Below are 18,852 nucleotides of genomic sequence, written 5' to 3' on the forward strand. Positions count from 1 at the left end.
CTACTCCTCGGTGTCGCCCGCCTGACCGAGAACGACGTCACGGACCGCGTCGATGAAGGCCTGGCCGCGGTGGGCATAGGAAACGAATTGATCCATGGAGGCTGCGGCGGGCGCCAGCAGCACGGTGTCCCCCGAGGCCGCCTGGCCCCGCGCCATGGTGACGGCGCGGCGCATGGCGGAGTCGCCGTCGTCGGCTGCGGATGCTTCCAGGGTGTCCAGGACGGGGGTGTCCGGGCTCTGGCGTGCCAGGGCCTCCCGGAGCTCGCGGCTTTCGGCGCCGATCAGCACCACGGCCTTGAGACGGTCGCGGTGGGCCAGCACGAGTTCGTCGTACTGGACGCCCTTGGCCAGGCCGCCGGCGATCCAGATGACGTTCTTGAACGAGGACAAGGCGGCATCCGCGGCGTGCGGATTGGTGGCCTTGGAGTCATTGATCCAGAGGATCCCGTCCTGCTTCGCCACGGCCTGAATACGGTGGCTACCCGGCAGGTAGTCCTGCAGGCCCTTGCGGACGGCTTCCGGGGAGACACCGGCCGCGCGGGCCAGTGCGGCGGCCGCCAGGGCGTTGGCCACCATGTGACGCGGCGCCACGGGACCCAGATCGGCCAGCGAAGCCAGCTCCTGAGCAGAGTTCCGGCGCTCCTCGATGAAGGCACGGTCCACTAGAAGGTCCTCGACCACACCGACCATGCTGAGCCCCGGCGAACCGGTGGTGAAGGCGATCGCACGGCAGCCCTCGACGACGTCGGCCTCCTCCACCATCGCCTCGGTCTCCCGCTGCTCGGCGTTGTAGACCGCGGCCACCTTGGTGTTGCGGTAGATCTTGGCCTTGTCGGCCAGATACGACTCGTAGGAGCCGTGCCAGTCCACATGGTCCTCGGCCACATTGAGGCAGACGCTCGCGAGCGGCGAGAGCGACTCGCTCCAGTGCAGCTGGAAGCTGGAGAGCTCGACGGCGAACACGTCGTACTCGACCGGGTCACGCAGGGCGTCCAGCACGGGAGTGCCGACATTGCCGACCGCGATGGCCTTGAGGCCGGCGGCCTGCAGGATGGACTCGGTCATGCCGACTGTGGTGGTCTTGCCGTTGGTGCCGGTGATGGCGACCCACGCGGGCGTCTTCCGGCCTTCACGGACCGAGACGCGCCAGGCGAGTTCGATGTCGCCCCAGACGGCCACGTGACGGCGTGCCGCTTCGGCCAGCAGGGCCTGATCCGGACGCCAGCCGGGCGAAGTCACCACGAGTTCCGCCGGCTCGCCGTTGACGAGCGGCAGGTGCTCCACGGCATCCGGGCCGAGCAGCACGTCGACCGCGCCGACGATCCGGAGGGTGTCCGCCTGGGCCCGAGCGGTGTCCGAGGTGGCCGAATCGACCACCACCACCTGGGCGCCGAGTTCGATGAGCGTGTCCGCGGCCGCGAAACCCGAGACCCCGATTCCGGTCACCACCACGCGCAGCCCGGACCAGTCGGCGTCCCAGGAGCGCAGCGAGTCGAGGCGCTCGGCCAGTGCTGGATTCTGTGCGGCGGTCACGGGGCGCTCAGCCAATCCGCGTAGAACACGCACAGGCCCAGACCCACGAAGAGACCGGCGAGGATCCAGAACCGGACCACCACCGTGGTCTCCTGCCAGCCCTTCAGCTCGAAGTGGTGCTGCAGCGGGGCCATCTTGAAGATGCGCTTGCCGCCGCTGAGCTTGAAGTAGCCCACCTGGAGGATGACCGAGAGGGAGATGATCACGAACAGGCCGCCGATCAGGGCCAGCAACAGTTCGGTGCGGGTGAGGATGGCGAAGCCGGCGACGGCGGCGCCGATGGCCAGGGAGCCCGTGTCACCCATGAAGATCTTGGCCGGCTTGGTGTTCCACCAGAGGAAGCCCACCAGGGCGGCGCTCATGATGGCCGCCAGGATGCTCAGATCCAGCGGGTCGCGCACCTCGTAGCACGGCACCCCGGGATCCACCACGGGGCAGGCGTACTTGCGCTGCCAGATGCCGATCAGTATGTAGGCGCCGAAGACCATGATGGCGGCGCCCGAGGCCAGACCGTCGAGCCCGTCCGTCAGGTTCACACCATTGGACGCGGCGGTGACCAGGAAGTTCGACCAGATCACGAACAGCACCGCGCCCACCACGGTCCCGCCGAACGCGAGGTTCAGCCACGGGATGTCCCGTACGAGGGAGATGTTGTAGGACGCCGGGGTCAGGCCGTTCTCGTCCGGGAAAGCGAGGGCGAGCAGCGCGAAGCTGATGCCCACCACCCCTTGCAGAATGAGCTTGCCCTTGGCGGTCAGCCCCAGGCTCTGCTGTTTGGAGATCTTCTTGAAGTCGTCGAGGAACCCGACCAGGCCCATGCCCACCGTCAGGCCGAGCAGGAGCAGGCCGGATGCCGTCGGACCGCTCGTGTGCGGGTTCATGAGCCACATCAGCAGATGGGTCAGGAAGTACGCCAGCACCACGGAGCAGACCCACACGGCGCCGCCCATCGTGGGGGTGCCGCGCTTGGTGTGGTGCGACGTGGGTCCGTCGTCGCGGATGATCTGGCCGTAGCCGCGCTTCACGAGAAGACGGATGAAGGCAGGGGTCCCCACCAGGGACAACAGGAGCGCCATTCCAGCGCCGGTCAACAGGGCAATCACAGCTGTTCGCTCCCTTCCCCGCCGAGCGTCGGTCCATGCGTCGAGGCGGACGCGGGCGCAGCGGAAGTGGCCTGTCCACGTAATGCTATCCGATCACCCAGATGCCTCAGCCCAACGCCATTCGATGATTTGAAGAGCACCAGATCGCCCGGGAGCAGCTGCTCGTCGAGGATCGCCTCGGCCTCGTCGAGGTCCGCGGCGAAGAGCGCTTCGCTCCCCCACGACCCTTCGTTGATGGCGGAGATGTAGAGCGCCCGCGCCTCCTGGCCGACCACCAGAAGCTGGTCGATGTTCAGGCGCACCACCTGGGTTCCGACGGCGGTGTGCTCGCGGATCGAGTCCTCGCCGAGTTCCAGCATGGCGCCGAGCACGGCCCACGTCCGGCGCTCCCGGCCCAGCTGGGCGAGCGTCTTCAGCGCGGCGCGCATCGATTCGGGGTTGGCGTTGTACGCGTCGTTGATCACCGTGACGCCGTCGGGGCGCTCGGTGCGCTCCATCCGCCAGCGGCTCGAGGCCTTCTGGGTGCTGAGCGACGCGGCGATGTCCTCCGGCCGGACGCCCAGGGCGAAGGCTGCGGCCGCGGCGGCCAGGAGGTTGTTCACGTGGTGCAGGCCGATGAGCTGCGACGAGACGGCGTGGGTGGAACCGTCCGGGAAGTGCGCGTCGAAGACGGGCTGCCCGGCGTCGTCCAGGGTGAGGTTCTCCGCTCGCACGCCGGCGTCCGCAGAGCCGTCCGCGCTGAACCCGAGGACCGGCGCGACGGCGCGGTCCCGCATGGCGGCGACACGACCGTCGTCGAGGTTGAGGATGACCGTGCCGTCCGCGGGGATCGCCTCGGCGAGCTCACCCTTGGCGATCGCGATGTTCTCCACCCCGCCGAATTCCCCGGCATGGGCTGTGCCGACACACAGAACCACGCCGACCTCCGGGCGGACCATGCCGCACAGGTATTCGATGTGGCCGATGCCCGTGGCGCCCATCTCGATCACGAGATAGCGGGTGTCCGCGGTGGCCTGGAAGACGGTGAGCGGAACGCCCACCTCACCGTTGTAGGAGCCCTGCGGCGCCACGGTGGGTCCCTGAACGGACAGGATGCCGGCCAGGAGGTCCTTAGTGGTGGTCTTGCCTGCGGAGCCGGTGATGCCGACCACGGAGAACGCGTCGCCACGCTGCGCCCGGGCCTGCCGGATGCGATCGACGGCGGCCGCCGCCAGCGCGCCCATGGCGAGCACCGCGTCGGGGACGATCACGCTCGGGTACGGCAGTCCGCTCTCGTCCGCCACGAGGCGTTCGGCGAGCGTCAGGACGGCGCCGGAGGCGAAGGCGGAAGCGATGAAGTCATGTCCATCGGCCTGCTCACCCGCCTTGGCCACGTACAGCGAGCCGGGGCCCGCCTCCCGCGAGTCGGTGACGACGGATGCCGGGGTCAGATGGGGATTGGCGGCCAGTTCGCCGCCCGTGATCTGGGCGATTTCAGCCGCTGTGAAGTCAATCATCTCGTGTAGGAGCCTAGTCGTTCGTCGTCGAATCACGGAATCCACGCGCCGCCAGAGCGGCCCGGAGTTCCTCCCGGTCATCGAGCGCGATGTTCACGCCCTTGACCTCCTGCCAGACCTCGTGTCCCCGTCCCGCGACCAGGATCGTGTCCTGCGGCCCTGCGAGCTCCACGGCCCTGCGGATGGCGTCGTCCCGGGGGAACGACTCCTCCACGAGGACCTCGGGGCGCTCCTGATCACGGGCCTGGAACGCACCGGCGATGACCTCGGAACGGATGGCCGCCGGGTCCTCGTCATGCGGGTCGTCATCGGTGACGATGACCACGTCCGCGCCCCGCACTGCCGTGGCGCCCATGACGGGGCGCTTGCCGGCGTCGCGCTCTCCGGTCGCGCCGAACACAACGATCACCTTGCCGCTTCCGTCGGGCGAGCGGACGGCCTGCAGGGCGCGTTCCAGGGCGTCGGGATTGTGGGCGAAGTCGACGATCGCGCGCGGCTCGGTGGCCACCACCTGCATGCGGCCGGGGACTTGGACGGACAGCGGATCACTGCCGGCGAGCACGCCCGCCATCTCCTCGACGGAGACGCCGGAGCTGAGCACCATGACGATCGCCAGCGCCGCGTTGGCCACGTTGAAGCCGCCGGGCAGCGGGACGCGGGCGCTGAGCACGGCGCCGTCAGGGCCGTGGAGAGCGAACTCGGAGCCCAGCGCGCCGTGGCTGACGACGTCCTGCACGCTCCAGTCGGCGTCGACGGCGCTGTCGGGGGCGACGGCGAGCCGGGTCACCGGGATGCGGCTCGCCTCGGCGAAGCGGCGGCCCCAGGAGTCGTCCACGATCACGACGCCGGTCGACGCGTGCTCGGGGGTGAACAGTAGGCCCTTCGTGGCGAAGTACTCGTCCATGCTGCCGTGGAGGTCCAGGTGGTCCTGCGTCAGATTCGTGAAACCGGCGACGTCGAACAGCACTCCATCCACCCGGTGGAACTGCAGCGCGTGGGAGGACACCTCCATCGTCACGGCGCCCAGGCCGTGCTGGCGCATGCGGGCCATGAGGGCCTGCACATCGCTGGATTCGGGAGTGGTCAGCACGCTCGGGATCGCCTCGTCGCCGGCCAGGATCTCAATGGTCCCGATCAGCCCGGGGACCACGCCGAGGCCGCGGAGCAGCGCGTTGACGAAGTAGCTCGTGGTGGTCTTGCCGTTCGTCCCCGTCACGCCGAAGCGCCGCAGGCCGTCCTCCGGCCCATTGCCGTAGATCGTGGCGGCCAGCTGCCCGACGACGGCGCGCGGCTCGGCATGGATGAGCACCGGCACGCTCTCCACGGCGCTGTCCCAGGCCAGCAGGCGGGCGCCGTCCTCATCCGTGAGCACCGCGACCGCTCCGTCCGCGACCGCCTGCGCCGCGAAGTCCGCGCCATGCCGATGGGCACCGGGCAGCGCCACGTACAGATCACCGGGCAGGACACTGCGCGAGTCGTTCGTGATTCCGGAGACCACCACGTCCGCCTGCGGGCCGGCATCCAGGCCGAGGCTCTCCGCGAGCCGACCCAGAGCTACGGCAGGGGGCGTCTGAGGCCGGAAGACCCGGGCCTTGCGTTCCTGCCCGGCGCCGGACCGGTCCGCGGGGTTGGCTTCATGCTCTGACACGTATCTGCTCCATAAGAGTTGCTGCGGTGGATCCGGCTCGGGCCGGAGGTCCGGGAAAGGTCGTGGTCACTTGCCGGTGCCGGAGGAGCCTCCAGGCCCGAACTGGTCCAGATGCACGGGCTTGCCGGTGGACGGCGGGACGTTGTTCGTACGAAGCGTCTGGCCCATGACCTCCCGGAAGATGTCCGCACCGTCGATGCCGAAGATCTTGTCCTGCGGCCGCTGCACGAGCACCTCGACGATGTACTGGGGGTTGTCCATGGGGGCCATGCCGACGATCGACGCGGTGTACCCGCAGAAGCCGGGCCGGCCGTTGTCACAGGGTGACTCGGAGGTGCCGGTCTTGGCGCCCACGCGGTATCCGGGGATGGCAGCGTCCTTCCACTCGCCTTCCGTGACGACGCTTTCCAGCATGTCCCGGGTCTGCTTCGCCGTGGACTTGGAGATCACCTGGCGGGAGGGACCCATGGGGGCCTTCTCCTCGGTGCCGTCCTCGTTGATGTAGCCGTCAATGAGGCGCGGTTCCAGCATCACGCCGTCGTTGGCGATGCTCTGGTATGCCATCACGGTCTGCAGGACGGACTGTGAGACGCCCTGTCCGAACAGGACGGTGAACTCCTGACGGCCGTCCCACTGGTCGGGCTTGCTGAGGATGCCACCGGCCACGCCGGGCAGCGGCACGTTCGGAGCCTGGCCGATGCCGAAGCGACGGAGCCAGTCGTAGCGTTCCTGCTTGCTCAGCCGCTGGCCGGCCATGACGGTTCCCGTGTTCAGGGAGTAGCCGAGGATGCCGGCGAGGGTCCGGTTGAAGGTCGGGTGGCTGAAGGAGTCCTCGAACGTCTGCCCGTTGACCGTGTAGCTGTTGGGGATGGAGAACTGCTCCATCGGCTTGGACTTGCCCTCCTCGAGGAGAGCAGCCGCCACGAGGGGCTTCTCCACCGAGCCCGGTTCCAGAGCGGCCGTGACCGAGCGGACGCCGCGGTCCTTGGCATCCACTCCGCCCGGGTAGTTCGGATCCGGCGTGTTGGTGTCCGCCATGGCCACGATCTTGCCGGTCTTGACCTCTTGCACCACGACGCTGCCCCACTCCGCGCCCAGGTTGTTCACCTGGGTCTGGATGACCTGCTGGGCGTAGTACTGCAGATCGCTGTCGAGGGTGAGCTTGACCGTCCTGCCGTTCTTGGCCGGGGTGATGTGGTCCGGCGCCACGGGGATCACGAGCCCGTCGGCCCCCATCTCGAAGCTGCGGGACCCGGGGGTGCCGGTCAGCACCGAGTTCTGGGTCTGCTCGATCCCGGCGATGCCGTCCTTGCCGTCTTTGAGGAAGCCGATGATGCCGCCGGCCACCGCGCCGTTCGGGTAGACCCGCTGGCTGGTGCCCTGCGTGACGACGCCGGGCACGGACAGCTCGAGGATCGCGTCTGCGGTCTCGGGCTTCACGCCACGGGCGAGGAGCTTGTACTGGGAGGTTCCGGTGGCGGCCTTCTTGACGTCCTCGAAGGGCATCTTGAGCAGGCCGGCGAGGTCGCGGAGACCCTGGTCGCGGCTGATCTTGATGGTCTTCTTGGGGTCCGCGGGATCCGCGCGCCGGAAGCTGTCCACGCTGGTGTTCTGCTTCGGGTCGATCACCACGTCGTAGCGGATGATCGAATTCGCGAGGACCGTGCCCTTGGAATCGACGATCGAGCCGCGCTGGGCCGGCAGCTCGATGGTCCGCGACCGCTTGGCCTGGGCGGCCTCGGCCAGCCCGCCGACGTCGAACCCCTGGATGAGCACGAGCTGGCCACCCACCACGAGGAGCAGGGTGAGCATGATGCCCAGGCCGATGCGGAGACGGAGCTGAACGCGCCGCGCGGTCCCCTGCTGTTTGGTCTTACCTGTCCTCACCACGACTCGCCCTCTCACTGCCTACCGGTGAGGTAGGTCTTGTCCTCTGTCGATCAGTTTCCGGGGGTCCGCTGCGCAGGCGCCGGGACCGTTCCCCCGTTCAATTGAACCTTAGGAACCTGAGGAACCGCCGGAGCCTGCGCCGTGGTCTTGCTCTCGGCGGGTTTCTTCTGGGCGGAGTCGGTGGTGGCCTGGTCCTCGGTCGAGGACGGGACCACGCTCAGCTGACCGGCGATGGCAGGGGCCGCGATGATGGCCGATTTGGCCTTCTCATCCTTGGCGGCGGCGACGGCCTTGCCGCTCACGGTGGAGCGGTCCAGATCGATCTGGCCCTGGCCTGCGGACGGGACCATACCCATCGCGGTCGCCTTTGCGGCCAGATTCTGCGGCGCGTTGAAGTTCTGGACCTCCTGGGAGAGCTCCTGGTTCTTCTTGGTCAGCGTCGACTGCTGCGCCTTGAGTGCCACCATGTCGTACTGGCCCTGGGACAGCTGGATGTTGAGCAGGAGCACGCCCACGAGGGCGGCCGCGAGCACCGCGAAGCACGACGCGACGAAGGCCACCGACTTGCGGCGCGGCGCGGAGGGCACGACGACGAGCGGCGTGCGCTTGCGCGGCGCCGGCTGCGGCGCCGGGGTGGCAAGCTTCCGGGCCGTGTTGCCGACGGTCCGGATGGCCGGGCGGGTGGTGACGCTGCTCATGCCGTCCTCCTGTCCTTGATGCGTTCGGCCGCACGAAGGCGGGCCGAGGCCGCACGGGGGTTTTCCGCGATCTCTGCTTCGGTGGGCTGTTCGGTGCCCTTGGTGATGGTCTTGAGTTCCGGCTTGTGCTGCTCGAGTTCCACCGGGAACCCGTGCGGAGCCGATGAGGTGGAGCGGGACTGGAAGGTCCGCTTGACGATCTTGTCCTCCAGCGAGTGGTAGGACATCACGACGACGCGACCGCCGAGGGCGATGGCGTCCACGGCGGCCGGGACGGCACGTTCGAGAACGTCCAGCTCCTCGTTCACCTCGATGCGCAGCGCCTGGAAGGTCCGCTTGGCGGGATGCCCGCTGTTGCGTGCCGCGGCAGCCGGCACCACGGCCCGGATGGCCTCGACCAGTTCACCGGTCGTGGTGAACGGGGTCTCGGCCCGGCGGGAGACGATGCTGCGGGCGATCCTGCCCGCGAACTTCTCCTCACCCCAGGTGCGGATCAGGCGGATGAGGTCCTGCTCCTCGTACTCGTTGACCACATCAGCGGCGGTCTGGCCGCGGCTGGTGTCCATGCGCATGTCCAGAGGCGCGTCGTAGGAGTAGGCGAACCCCCGTTCCCGCTCATCGAGCTGGAGGGAGGACACGCCGAGGTCCATGAGGACACCGTGGACCGCGGGGATCCCGAGCTCGTCGAGGACGTCGGGGATCTCGTCATACACGGCGTGCACCAGGCTGGTGCGTCCCGCGAAGGGACTGAGCCGCTCGCCGGCCAGCGCCAGGGCCTCTTCATCACGGTCGATGCCGATCAGGTGGAGGTCTTGGTGGCGCTGCAGCAGGGCTTCCGAGTGGCCGCCCATGCCGAGGGTGGCGTCGATGACCACGGGACGCTCCCCGCGTCCACGTGCTGCATCGAAGCCGGGGGCCAGCAGCATCAGGCAACGTTCTTTGAGGACAGGGATGTGACGTTCGGAGGTGGGCCGTGACCCGCTCATCTCCGCCATGTGGTCTCCTGCCCTGGTGGTGTCGCCTACGTTCCTGCCTGCCGTGCGCTGCGCTTCCTGTGACGTGATCCCCATCCGCGCCGCGGGTCGGTCCGCCTGGCTCCGGGGAAGGTGAGCCAGGATGACCAGCCTTGGGCGGCTGGAGATCACGTCCAGGAAACGGCCTGGGATCTTCCTCAGAAGATCCCGGGGATCGCGTCTTCGTCCGTGTCGGAGAAGGAGTTCTCCTGCTCCTCGAGGTACTGGTTCCAAGCCTGGGCATCCCAGATCTCGGCCCGGGTGCCTGCGCCGATCACGGCCAGTTCCCGTCCCAGACCCGCGTACTCCCGGAGCGCCGGCGGAATCGTCACGCGCCCCTGCTTGTCGGGTACCTCATCAGAGGCTCCAGACAGAAAGACACGCATGTAATCGCGGGCTTGGCGGCTGGACAGTGGAGCCTGCCGCATCTGCTCGTGAATACGTTCGAATTCCTTCTGGCTGAAGACGTAGATGCAGCGCTCCTGGCCCCTTGTCAGGACCAGTCCGTTGGCCAGTTCCTCGCGGAACTTCGCCGGCAGGATGATGCGGCCTTTTTCGTCGAGACGCGGCGAGTGAGTGCCAAGGAACACTGCTCACCGCCGATCCGTCGAAAGCTGCCGTACTACCCCAAGTGCCGCCACTACCCTCTTACTGCCTCCACTGTACTCCACTTCGCACCACGGTCAAGGTCGAAACACGTTTTCTCCAGCGTGTTGTTTTGCGAAAATCCTTGCCAGCACTGGGATCCAGGGGCGTGGTGGGAAGTGGAGGGAAAATCAGCGCCGTCAGCGCCCGGGAGTGCCGCGGGCGGACGGGAGCGCCGGAGAGGGGCCGGAAAACGGCCTGGAACACCCTCCGGGGAGGGAAAGGGAGGGAAGCGTGGAGCGAAGTGGTGGACTCCTGCCCACGCTCCGGGGAGGAAAGAGGAGGAGGGCGTGGAGCGAAATGGGGTGGGTGTGGAGGGCTCCGGGGAGAGCCGGGCCCGCCCTCGGAGGATGTGCGCGCGGCAAGCAGGCTGTGAGGGCCAGGAGGGTGCGCGCGGCAAGACGCCGGAAACCAAAGCCCCCCGGAAACGACGAAGAGCCCGCCGAAGCGGGCTCTCGAGGCAGGTCTCCCGCCGTCGTCGGGCGCCGTCAGGGCACCGGAGCGGCAGGGCTGCGGCCTGACGGACGGGCCGTCAGGCCGAAAGGATCAGGGTTCTTCGCGGCGGCGCTGTTCCCAGCGCTGCTCCAGGTCCTCCATGAAACCGGACCTCTGGCGGGAGGGGCGCGCGCCGGCGTCACGGTGACCGGAGGACGGGGTGAGGCCCTTGCCCTTGCTGGTGGCGAAGTAGACGCCTCCGCCCATGACCAGGAATCCGAGGACACCCACCACGATGTTCTGCAGCGTGACGCCGAGCAGCAGGACCAGGATGCCCGCGACGACGGCGAACGCGCCGATCACCAGGCGCTTGGTGGACCAGCGATGAGCGGCGCCCTGTTCCATCTGACTGGCGAACTTGGGATCGTCCTCATGCAGCTGGCGCTCCAGCTGCTCGAGCAGCCTCTGTTCATGCTCCGAGAGCGGCATGACGACCTCCTCATCTCCGGGCGCCAGTCGGCTTGATTCGTGGTGCCACCGACTAGTGCAACGGACTCCTCAGCGGGGAAGTTCCCCGTACTCCAATTTTATGCCTCAGATCGTCCGGTTGAAAGTGGAGTTCGACTCATCCCGCCTTTTCAGGAGGACTTTCCGTCCCGGGCCGGTTCCGGGTCCCGGATCCGAGGAGCCGGGCAGGAGTGAGCCCGGAGCTCCCGAACTTGTCCCGCACCTCGTCGAGGCTCTTTTCGACCTTTCGCCAGTTGTCGTCCTGGCGGTCGAAACTCAGCTGGACCGCACCCGACCCGGCCTCCAGATGATCCGCCCGCACCCCGATCAGGCGGATCGCCTGCGGCAAGGGGCCGACGGCGTCCAGCAGCATGCGGGAGAGCTCGTACAGCTTGGCGCCGGAATCGGTGGCATAGTCGAGTCGACGGCTCCGGGTGATGGTGCTGAAGTCGGCGTACCGCAGCTTGAGCGCCACCCCGCCCGCCGACAGTTCGCCGGAACGGAGCCTCCTGGCCACGCGGTGGGACAGGGAGAGCAGGGCCCGGTGAAGGGCCGCGGCGTCCCGGGTGTCCTCGGCGAACGTGGTCTCCGCGCTCATGCTCTTATCCACCCGCTCGGGGGTCACCGGACGCGGGTCCCTCCCCCAGGCCAGCGCGTGAATGTGCTCCCCCATGGCCCCGAAGGCCTTGCGCAGCACGGGGAGCGGGGTCGCGGCGACGTCCGCCACGGTGTTCAGCCCCAGTCGGGCGAGCTGCTGCTCGGACTTGCCGCCCACTCCCCAGAGAGCCTTGACCGGCAATGAGTGCAGGTACTCGAGCTGCTGCTCCGGCTCGATGACCAGCAGGCCGTCCGGCTTGGACCGGGTGGAGGCGATCTTGGCCAGGAACTTGGTGCCGGCGATCCCCACGGACGCGGAGACCCCGAGCTCGGCGCGGACGCGGCGCCGGATGTCCTGTGCGATCTCCACCGGCGACCCGACGCGGCGGAGCGCGCCGGACACGTCCAGGAACGCCTCGTCCACGCTGAGCTGCTCCACCGCGTCCGTATAGGAGCGGAAGAGCTCCATGAGCCGCGCCGAGACCTCGTAGTACAGCTCATGGCGAGGCGGGACGATCACCGCCTGCGGGCAACGGGCATAGGCCTGGGACATCGGCATCGCTGAGCGCACTCCGAAGGCCCGCGCCTCATACGAGGCGGACAGGACGACGGAGCGGTCCGCCGGGAACCCGACGATCACGGGTCGTCCGAGCAGCGCGGGATTCTCGCGCTGCTCCACGGAGACGAAGAAGGCGTCCATGTCCACGTGGAGGATGCTGCACTTCCTCCACCTCTCCAGTTCCCGCGCCTCCATACCCACCATGCTAGCCAGCTCCTCCGACAGAAGAACGCCTCCACCGGAGTCCGGCATGGACCTCCACGTCAGGCCCTCTAAAATAGGAGTGCCCCCGCCGGCACGTGGCCCGGCCGGGCCCTGCGGCTGCGCAGGCTCGATCCACCGGAGGAGTTCCGATTGACCAAGCACCCGACGGCGTGGCGACGCGCCGGTCTCGCCGTGGCTCTGTGCGTGGGGATGAGCCTCACGGCCTGCACCCCTGAGGCCGCCACTCCCGCGTCGACGGCGACCGCGACGCCGTCGGCCTCCACGAGCGCCGCCGCGCAGGCCACGTCCACGGCCCCCGCGCTGCCCGCGAACTTCCCGTCGGCGCTCGTCCCGGCCATGCCGAAACTCACGCAGATCTCCGGCACGGTGAGCCCCCGGGGCGAGTACACCGACGTCGCGTTCACCGGCACCGCGCCGTCCGCCCCTGCCGCCGCGGACACCTTCTATACAGCCCACTTCCGGAAGCTCGGCTTCACCGCCACCGCGTCCACCACGGTGGACGGTGTGCTGAACAAGACGTTCATCCGGAACAACGGCGACGAGACCATCAGCCTGAACGCGGCCCCGACGGCCGGCGGCAGCACCCTGACCATCGGCGCCACAGTGAGGACGGCCAGCGCGAAATGACCACGGCAGCACAGCCCGGAACGGGTTCAGAGGTGAGCGCCGAGCAGGCTCTCTTCGTCGCCGCGGTGAACGAGCGGCTCGACGCCTTCCTGGACCGGCAGCGTCATCTCGTGTCCGGGATCTCCGCGGACGTGGCGCCTCTTCTCGACTCCATCCGCACTCTCGTGAGCGGGGGCAAGCGGATGCGGGCCCTGCTGGCGTACTGGGGCTTCCGGGCCGCGGGCGGCGCGGCGCAGGCCGACGAAGCCGTGCAGGCCGGCGTCGCGCTCGAACTCTTCCAGGCCGCGGCGCTGATCCACGACGACATCATCGACCGCTCCGCCACCCGGCGCGGCCGCCCGAGCGTGCATCAGTCCTTCGCGGATCTGCACGAGGAGTCCGGGTGGAGGCTGGATCCGGAACGCTTCGGCCATGCCGCGGGCATCCTCACCGGGGACCTCTGCCTGTCCTTCAGTGAAGAGGCCTTCTCGGAGATCGGTCCGGCCACGAGTTCCGGCACCGTGGCGCGCGGGATCTTCAACCGCATGCGAGCCGAGGTCATGGCAGGGCAGTACCTCGACATCCTCGAAGAGGTCGCCGGGCCGCTCCGCACCGTGGAAGGAGCGGCGGAGCGGGCTCGCACGGTCCTCCGTTTCAAGTCGGCCAAGTACTCGACCGAACATCCCCTGGCCCTCGGAGGCGCGATCGCGGGGGCGCCCCAGGAGCTGCTGGACGGGTTCGCCCGCTTCTCACTTCCCCTCGGCGAAGCTTTCCAGCTCCGGGACGACGAGCTCGGCGTCTTCGGCGATCCGCTCACCACTGGCAAACCGGCCGGTGACGATCTGCGGGAGGGCAAACGCACCCTGCTGGTCGCCTTCATGCGCGAGCTGGGCACGCCCGAACAGGTCGAATCCCTGGAAGCGGCCCTCGGCCACCCCGATCTCAGCGAAGACGACGTGGCCCGCGTCCGCGCCGACATGACGGCGTGTGGCGCGCTGGGCGCCGTCGAGGCGGAGATCGACTCGCTCAGCACCGCGAGCTTCACCGCACTGGACGCCCTCCCCATCCCGGACCTGCCGCGTCAGGCTCTGCGGTCATTGGCCGAGGCGGCGGTGCAACGCAGTTCGTGAAAGTCATCCGCTCACGGGCCACCGGCCCGGAACAGGACACGGAATGATGAAGGGCAGGTCACGGATCCGTGACCTGCCCTTCAGTGTTCCCGTTGAGGTGTGCTACCAGGCCAGCGCGGAGGCGCGGCGGCGGATCTCCGTCTTGCGGCCGGCTCGCAGAGCATCCACCGGGCGGCCCGGCAGGGACTCGTCCTCCGTGAAGAGCCACGTGATGAGCTCCTCATCGGTGAATCCGGAGTCGATCAGGACCGCGATGGTCCCCTTGAGGGAGTCCAGGACTTCCCCGTCCTTCACGAACTCGGCGGGCACGCTGCGGATCTTCCGCTCGCCCACCTTCAGCGCCACCAGGGCGCGCTCGTCGATCAGCCCGTGGACCCGGGAGATCTTCACATCAAGGATTTCCGCCACATCCGGCAACGGCAGCCATTCGCCCACCAGGGATTCAACATTGCTCACCCATTAAGGGTGCCACGCCGGACCGCCTCCCACCTAGCCCGTCTCCCAGCTCGACGATTCGAGCCCTGAGCAGGGCGTCCAGGACACGCCGGGGCGTTGCCCAGCGAAACCCACTCTTCTTGTGCTAGCCGCATTTTCGTGAGAGATTCACATTGGTCACATTTTCAACACGACCATCAACTTTCACATACGCACCACAGGTCACACGCTGAAATCTCCCCTTTCAGCGGATGACCCTGACGCCAAGGACGACACTGAATGACGAGCCTCACATCGCCAACGAACCGTTCACGGGCCACCGCAGCAGTGGCGACGGCCGCCCTTCCCGCAGTCGTCCTTTCCTCGCTCGCGCTGGCTCAGCCGGCCGAGGCGTCGGTGCCTCAGAACGTGACCCCCGCCAAGCGCCTTCCGCAGGGCCTCGAAGCCGCCATCGCCGGCCGCGCCTCGGCCAGCCTCCTCCCGGTGAGCCAGGTGGCGACGTCGCTGCCCGCCAACCTGCAGATCGCGCTCAAGGCCGTTCCCAACACCTACCGGATCGTGTCCGGTGACACGATGAGCGGCATCGCGCATCGCTACGGCCTGAGCCTGAACGCCCTGCTGAAGCTCAACAACATCCGGGCGAATCAGATCATCTACCCCGGCCAGACCATCAAGTTGAAGGCGGGCGTCTCCGCGCCGTCGTCGTCCGGCGGCCAGGTCTCCCGGCCCGCGACGCCGCAGGGCGGCTCGACGTACACCGTGCGTTCGGGCGACACCCTCGGCGCCATCGCCATGCGCCACCGGGTGAGCCTGAGCTCGATCCTGTCCTGGAACGGGCTGCGCGCCACGTCGATCATCTACCCCGGCCAGAAGATCAAGGTGTCCGCAGGCGGCGCCGTGGTGCCCCAGTCCACCGGTCAGACCAGCAAGGGCTCCACGGGCGGCTCCGCGGTCTCGGGCGGCAGCTACGTGGTCCGGGCGGGCGACACCCTCGGGGCCATCGCGTCGCGCCAGCGCGTCTCCCTCACCTCGCTGTTGAACGCGAACCGCCTCAAGATGACCTCGATCATCTACCCGGGCCAGAAGCTCGTGATCCCCGGCGCCGGCCAGACCACGAGCCCCACCGCCCCGAGCGATCAGGGCAACCAGAGCGGTTTGGTGCCGGACTCGTTCCTCGGTTACAAGTACCCGAAGGCCGTGGTCAACTCCGCCAACCGGAACAAGGCCCTGCTCAACGCGGCCCCCGTGCCGACCCGCGCCGAGATGCGCCAGATCGTCGCCGACACCGCGCGGCGCATGGGTGTCGAGCCGGCCCTGGCCATGGCGTTCGCCTACCAGGAGTCGGGCTTCAGCCAGCGTGCCGTCTCCCCCGCCAACGCCATCGGCACCATGCAGGTCATCCCCAGCTCGGGCGAATGGGCCTCGCAGATGGTGGGCCGTCAGCTGAACCTGCTGGATCCGTACGACAACGCGACGGCGGGCATCGCGATCATCCGCTCCCTGCTCCGCACCAGCCGCAGCACGGACTACGCGATCGCCGGCTACTACCAGGGTCAGTACTCGGTGGAGCAGCACGGCATGTACTCGGACACCAAGGCCTACGTCGCCGCCATCAAGGCACACCGCGCGACGTTCCGCTGAGCACATCCCGCCTGTCGACAAGGGTCCGGTACGCGTCGTACCGGACCCTTGTCGCGTGAACACTTAGGATCATAGGGTGCAACACCGCTCTGAAGACCCGCTGCTCGGCACGGTCGTCGACAACCGCTACCGCGTGCTCGAACGCATCGCGGACGGCGGCATGTCCACCGTGTACAAAGCGCTCCACGTCACGCTGGAACGCCCTGTCGCGCTGAAGGTGCTCCACCCTCAGCTCGCGTCCGACGAGGTCTTCGTCGAGCGGTTCGCCCGTGAGGCCCGGGCCTCCGCGCGACTCTCCCACCCCCACGTGGTGTCCGTGCTCGATCACGGCCGGCACGGCCGTCTGACCTATCTGGTCATGGAGTACATCGAGGGGCGCACCCTGCGGGACGTCATCCGCAGCGAAGGAGCCCTGACCCCTCGCGTGGCCATCAGCTACCTGGCCCCGGCCCTCGAAGGTCTGGCCGCGGCTCATGAGGCCGGGCTGATCCACCGGGACGTCAAGCCGGAGAACGTCCTCATCTCGCGCGAAGGCGCCGTGAAGATCGGCGACTTCGGACTCGCCCGTCAGGCGACCGCCCAGACCAGCACCGGGGAGCTCCTCGGGACGGTGGCGTACCTCTCCCCCGAGCTCTTCCTCCGGCACGACGCCGATGCCCGCAGTGACGTCTACTCCTGCGGGATCATGCTCTACGAACTTCTCACCGGCGGCGTGCCGTTCACGGGCGACATGCCGATCCAGGTGGCATACCAGCACGTCAACGACCAGGTGCCCGCTCCGTCCCTGAAGCGTCCCGGCCTGGCGCAGGACTTCGACGAACTCGTGCAGTGGGCCACGGCGAAGGCCCCGGATGAGCGCCCGGTGGACGCGCGGGCCTTCCTGGGCGAGCTGCGCCATGTCGCGGCGACCCTGCCCCCCGCCGATCTGGACCTGCCCGCGACGGGTGGGCCGGCGCCGTCGCCGTTCGAGCCGCGGCCCGGCGCTCCGGCCGCCCCGAACCCGGCGTACCCTGGCACCCCTCAGGGTGACGGCGCCACCGAGTTCATCGCCACCCCGGGTCTGCAGACCACGGTGCTGCCGGCGGGCGAGCAGCACACCACCGTTCTCGGCACGCCCGATCCCCTGGCGACGTCGGTGATTCCACAGTCCGGTCAGTCGACCACGGTGCTGCCCCACGCCCCTGCCCCCGCCGCCCCGCCGAGCAAGCGGCAGCAGAGGAAGGACGACAAGGAACGGGCCCGGCAGGAAGCGAAGGCCCTAGCGACCCCCACCCGTCAGGTGCGGCAGGGAAATCCCCGGCGCAAGGGCGTCATCTGGGTGATCGTCCTGGTGCTGATCGCCCTCCTGGCCTCCGGCGCGGGGTGGTTCTTCGGCATGGGTCCGGGTGCGCAGGTCACCCTGCCGGACCTCAAGAGCCAGCCGGCGGAACAGGCCGCGTCGATTCTCGCCGGCTACGGCATCAAGGCCGAACAGCAAGAGGTGTTCGACGAGAAGGTCGGGAGCGGTCTGGTGGTGGCGACCGAGCCCCCGGCCGGGACCGTGATCCGTAAGTTCGAAGGCGTGCAGCTGCTGGTTTCCAAGGGACCGCAGCTGTTCCCCGTTCCGGGCCTGGTCAAGAAGACGCTGGACGACGCGCGCACCGCGCTGACGGGCGCGAACCTCGCGGCCGGAAGCGTCACGGAGAAATACAGTGACACCGCCGCTGTCGGCCAGGTCATCGCGCAATCGCCCGGGAGCGGCGCTCAAGTGCGTCGCGGCACCCCGGTGAACCTGACCGTGTCCAAGGGGCCGGAGCCCATCCCCGTGCCGAGCGTGCTGGGGCTCGGCGAAGACGCCGCGACGCGGAAGCTCACTGCGGCAGGCTTCGAGGTGAAGGCCGCCGACGAGCAGGTGTTCAGCAAGGACATCCCGGCCGGCAAGGTCGCGGCCCAGGTCCCCGCCAACGGCACCCTGCTCAAGGGCGAGACCGTGACACTCACCCTGTCCAAGGGGCCTCGGCCCGTGGAAGTGCCCGATTTCGTGGGCAAGCAGGCATCCGTCGCCAAGGCCGAGCTGGAGAAGCTGGGCTTCACCGTGGTCATCAACGAGGTCCTGGGTGGATTCTTCGGTACCGTGCGCTCTCAAGATCCCCGCGACGGCACCGCACCGGAAGGCTCCACCATTACGCTGACGGTGGTGTAGCGCCGTCCCTCGGCAGCCGCCACCCTTCCTGGGGGCGGGGATGCGCCTCCAGCAGGAGCCCCAGGAGCCGCGTCAGCTCCGCCCGGTCCTCCGCGCCTAGGGTGGCGAAGTACTCGTCGCCGCGCTGCGAGCGGACCGCATGGACCTTCCGCTCCAGCTCCAGCCCCTCCCTGGTGGCGGAGAGCAGCACGGCCCGCTTGTCGCTGGGATCCGGCGTGCGCGCGATCAGCCCCTCCCCTTCGAGCTGGCTCAGGACTTCCGCCGCCGACCGTGGCGCGATCCGCAGCGCTGCGGCGACGTCGCGCTGACGCTGCGGCTCGCCGTCGTGCGATGCGATGACGTGCAGCGCGCGCCACTGGTGAGGCGACAGGCCGAAAGGGGAAAGGTCGGCCATCCAGCTGCGCCGCAGTCCGTGCGAGACGGAATGGACCAGGTCAGGGAGCTCCATGCGGTCGGGGGTCATGGTCACACTGTAGGCATTCGCGCGGCCGAAGGAAAGATGAGGAGGT

Annotated in this window: 16 protein-coding genes; 4 read left to right on the plus strand and 12 right to left on the minus strand. The window is 68.6% G+C overall.

All coding sequences use genetic code 11. The features are described 5' to 3' along the window. The 10 genes from murD to dinB form a co-directional block, all read right to left on the minus strand. Entirely contained in the window at window positions 1-1,533 is a 1,533-nt protein-coding gene (murD, locus tag AB6732_RS08045) for a UDP-N-acetylmuramoyl-L-alanine--D-glutamate ligase (protein WP_370959432.1), read from the minus strand. Further along, window positions 1,530-2,636, minus strand: a complete 1,107-nt coding sequence (gene mraY / locus AB6732_RS08050) for a phospho-N-acetylmuramoyl-pentapeptide-transferase (protein WP_370959433.1) — start codon at window positions 2,634-2,636, stop codon at window positions 1,530-1,532. The genes murD and mraY overlap by 4 nt, the downstream gene beginning before the upstream one ends. Beyond that, window positions 2,633-4,132: a UDP-N-acetylmuramoyl-tripeptide--D-alanyl-D-alanine ligase gene (murF, locus tag AB6732_RS08055; protein ID WP_370959434.1), complete on the minus strand. Its 1,500-nt coding sequence runs from the start codon at window positions 4,130-4,132 to the stop codon at window positions 2,633-2,635. The genes mraY and murF overlap by 4 nt, the downstream gene beginning before the upstream one ends. A 13-nt stretch (window positions 4,133-4,145) precedes the next feature. After that, window positions 4,146-5,780, minus strand: a complete 1,635-nt coding sequence (locus AB6732_RS08060) for a UDP-N-acetylmuramoyl-L-alanyl-D-glutamate--2,6-diaminopimelate ligase (protein ID WP_370959435.1) — start codon at window positions 5,778-5,780, stop codon at window positions 4,146-4,148. 66 nt (window positions 5,781-5,846) lie between these two features. After that, complete coding sequence (locus tag AB6732_RS08065; protein ID WP_370959436.1) at window positions 5,847-7,667, minus strand: peptidoglycan D,D-transpeptidase FtsI family protein; 1,821 nt, start codon at window positions 7,665-7,667, stop codon at window positions 5,847-5,849. Between the two features lie 53 nt (window positions 7,668-7,720). Next, the gene (locus tag AB6732_RS08070; protein WP_370959437.1) at window positions 7,721-8,368 is read right to left on the minus strand and encodes a hypothetical protein; all 648 of its coding nucleotides are present in this window, start codon (window positions 8,366-8,368) and stop codon (window positions 7,721-7,723) included. Further along, on the minus strand, window positions 8,365-9,363 hold the full coding sequence (gene rsmH, locus AB6732_RS08075; RefSeq protein ID WP_370959438.1) for a 16S rRNA (cytosine(1402)-N(4))-methyltransferase RsmH: 999 nt from the start codon (window positions 9,361-9,363) through the stop codon (window positions 8,365-8,367). Before rsmH ends, AB6732_RS08070 begins: the two co-directional genes overlap by 4 nt. Before the next feature lie 176 nt (window positions 9,364-9,539). Beyond that, on the minus strand, window positions 9,540-9,971 hold the full coding sequence (gene mraZ / locus AB6732_RS08080; protein WP_066215498.1) for a division/cell wall cluster transcriptional repressor MraZ: 432 nt from the start codon (window positions 9,969-9,971) through the stop codon (window positions 9,540-9,542). Window positions 9,972-10,572: 601 nt separating this feature from the next. Further along, a complete protein-coding gene (locus AB6732_RS08085; RefSeq protein ID WP_370959439.1) occupies window positions 10,573-10,950 on the minus strand; it encodes a DUF3040 domain-containing protein in 378 nt (125 codons plus the stop codon). Window positions 10,951-11,086: 136 nt separating this feature from the next. Then, the gene (gene dinB / locus AB6732_RS08090) at window positions 11,087-12,328 is read right to left on the minus strand and encodes a DNA polymerase IV (protein WP_370959440.1); all 1,242 of its coding nucleotides are present in this window, start codon (window positions 12,326-12,328) and stop codon (window positions 11,087-11,089) included. Window positions 12,329-12,478: 150 nt separating this feature from the next. On the opposite strand from dinB, the gene AB6732_RS08095 reads away from it, so the two are divergent. Both AB6732_RS08095 and AB6732_RS08100 read left to right on the plus strand, forming a co-directional pair. After that, window positions 12,479-12,976, plus strand: a complete 498-nt coding sequence (locus AB6732_RS08095) for a hypothetical protein (protein ID WP_370959441.1) — start codon at window positions 12,479-12,481, stop codon at window positions 12,974-12,976. Next, window positions 12,973-14,085 carry a polyprenyl synthetase family protein gene (locus AB6732_RS08100; RefSeq protein WP_370959442.1) on the plus strand — a complete coding sequence of 371 codons (1,113 nt, stop codon included), beginning with the start codon at window positions 12,973-12,975 and terminating at the stop codon, window positions 14,083-14,085. The genes AB6732_RS08095 and AB6732_RS08100 overlap by 4 nt, the downstream gene beginning before the upstream one ends. Before the next feature lie 102 nt (window positions 14,086-14,187). Here AB6732_RS08100 and AB6732_RS08105 read toward each other — a convergent pair whose 3' ends face one another. Next, complete coding sequence (locus AB6732_RS08105) at window positions 14,188-14,541, minus strand: Rv2175c family DNA-binding protein (RefSeq protein ID WP_370959443.1); 354 nt, start codon at window positions 14,539-14,541, stop codon at window positions 14,188-14,190. Between the two features lie 258 nt (window positions 14,542-14,799). On the opposite strand from AB6732_RS08105, the gene AB6732_RS08110 reads away from it, so the two are divergent. Both AB6732_RS08110 and AB6732_RS08115 read left to right on the plus strand, forming a co-directional pair. Continuing rightward, window positions 14,800-16,161 carry a LysM peptidoglycan-binding domain-containing protein gene (locus AB6732_RS08110; protein ID WP_370959444.1) on the plus strand — a complete coding sequence of 454 codons (1,362 nt, stop codon included), beginning with the start codon at window positions 14,800-14,802 and terminating at the stop codon, window positions 16,159-16,161. Between the two features lie 76 nt (window positions 16,162-16,237). Further along, window positions 16,238-18,343 (plus strand): PASTA domain-containing protein, encoded by a 2,106-nt coding sequence (locus tag AB6732_RS08115; RefSeq protein ID WP_370959445.1) that lies wholly within the window; start codon window positions 16,238-16,240, stop codon window positions 18,341-18,343. Here the strand turns inward: AB6732_RS08115 and AB6732_RS08120 are convergent. Further along, on the minus strand, window positions 18,324-18,806 hold the full coding sequence (locus AB6732_RS08120; RefSeq protein WP_370959446.1) for a MarR family winged helix-turn-helix transcriptional regulator: 483 nt from the start codon (window positions 18,804-18,806) through the stop codon (window positions 18,324-18,326). The two genes, AB6732_RS08115 and AB6732_RS08120, sit on opposite strands and share 20 nt — an antisense overlap. Between the last annotated feature and the right edge of the window lie 46 nt (window positions 18,807-18,852).

Origin of the sequence: Arthrobacter sp. RCC_34, assembly GCF_041360795.1 — a bacterium.
Taxonomy (GTDB): domain Bacteria; phylum Actinomycetota; class Actinomycetes; order Actinomycetales; family Micrococcaceae; genus Arthrobacter_E.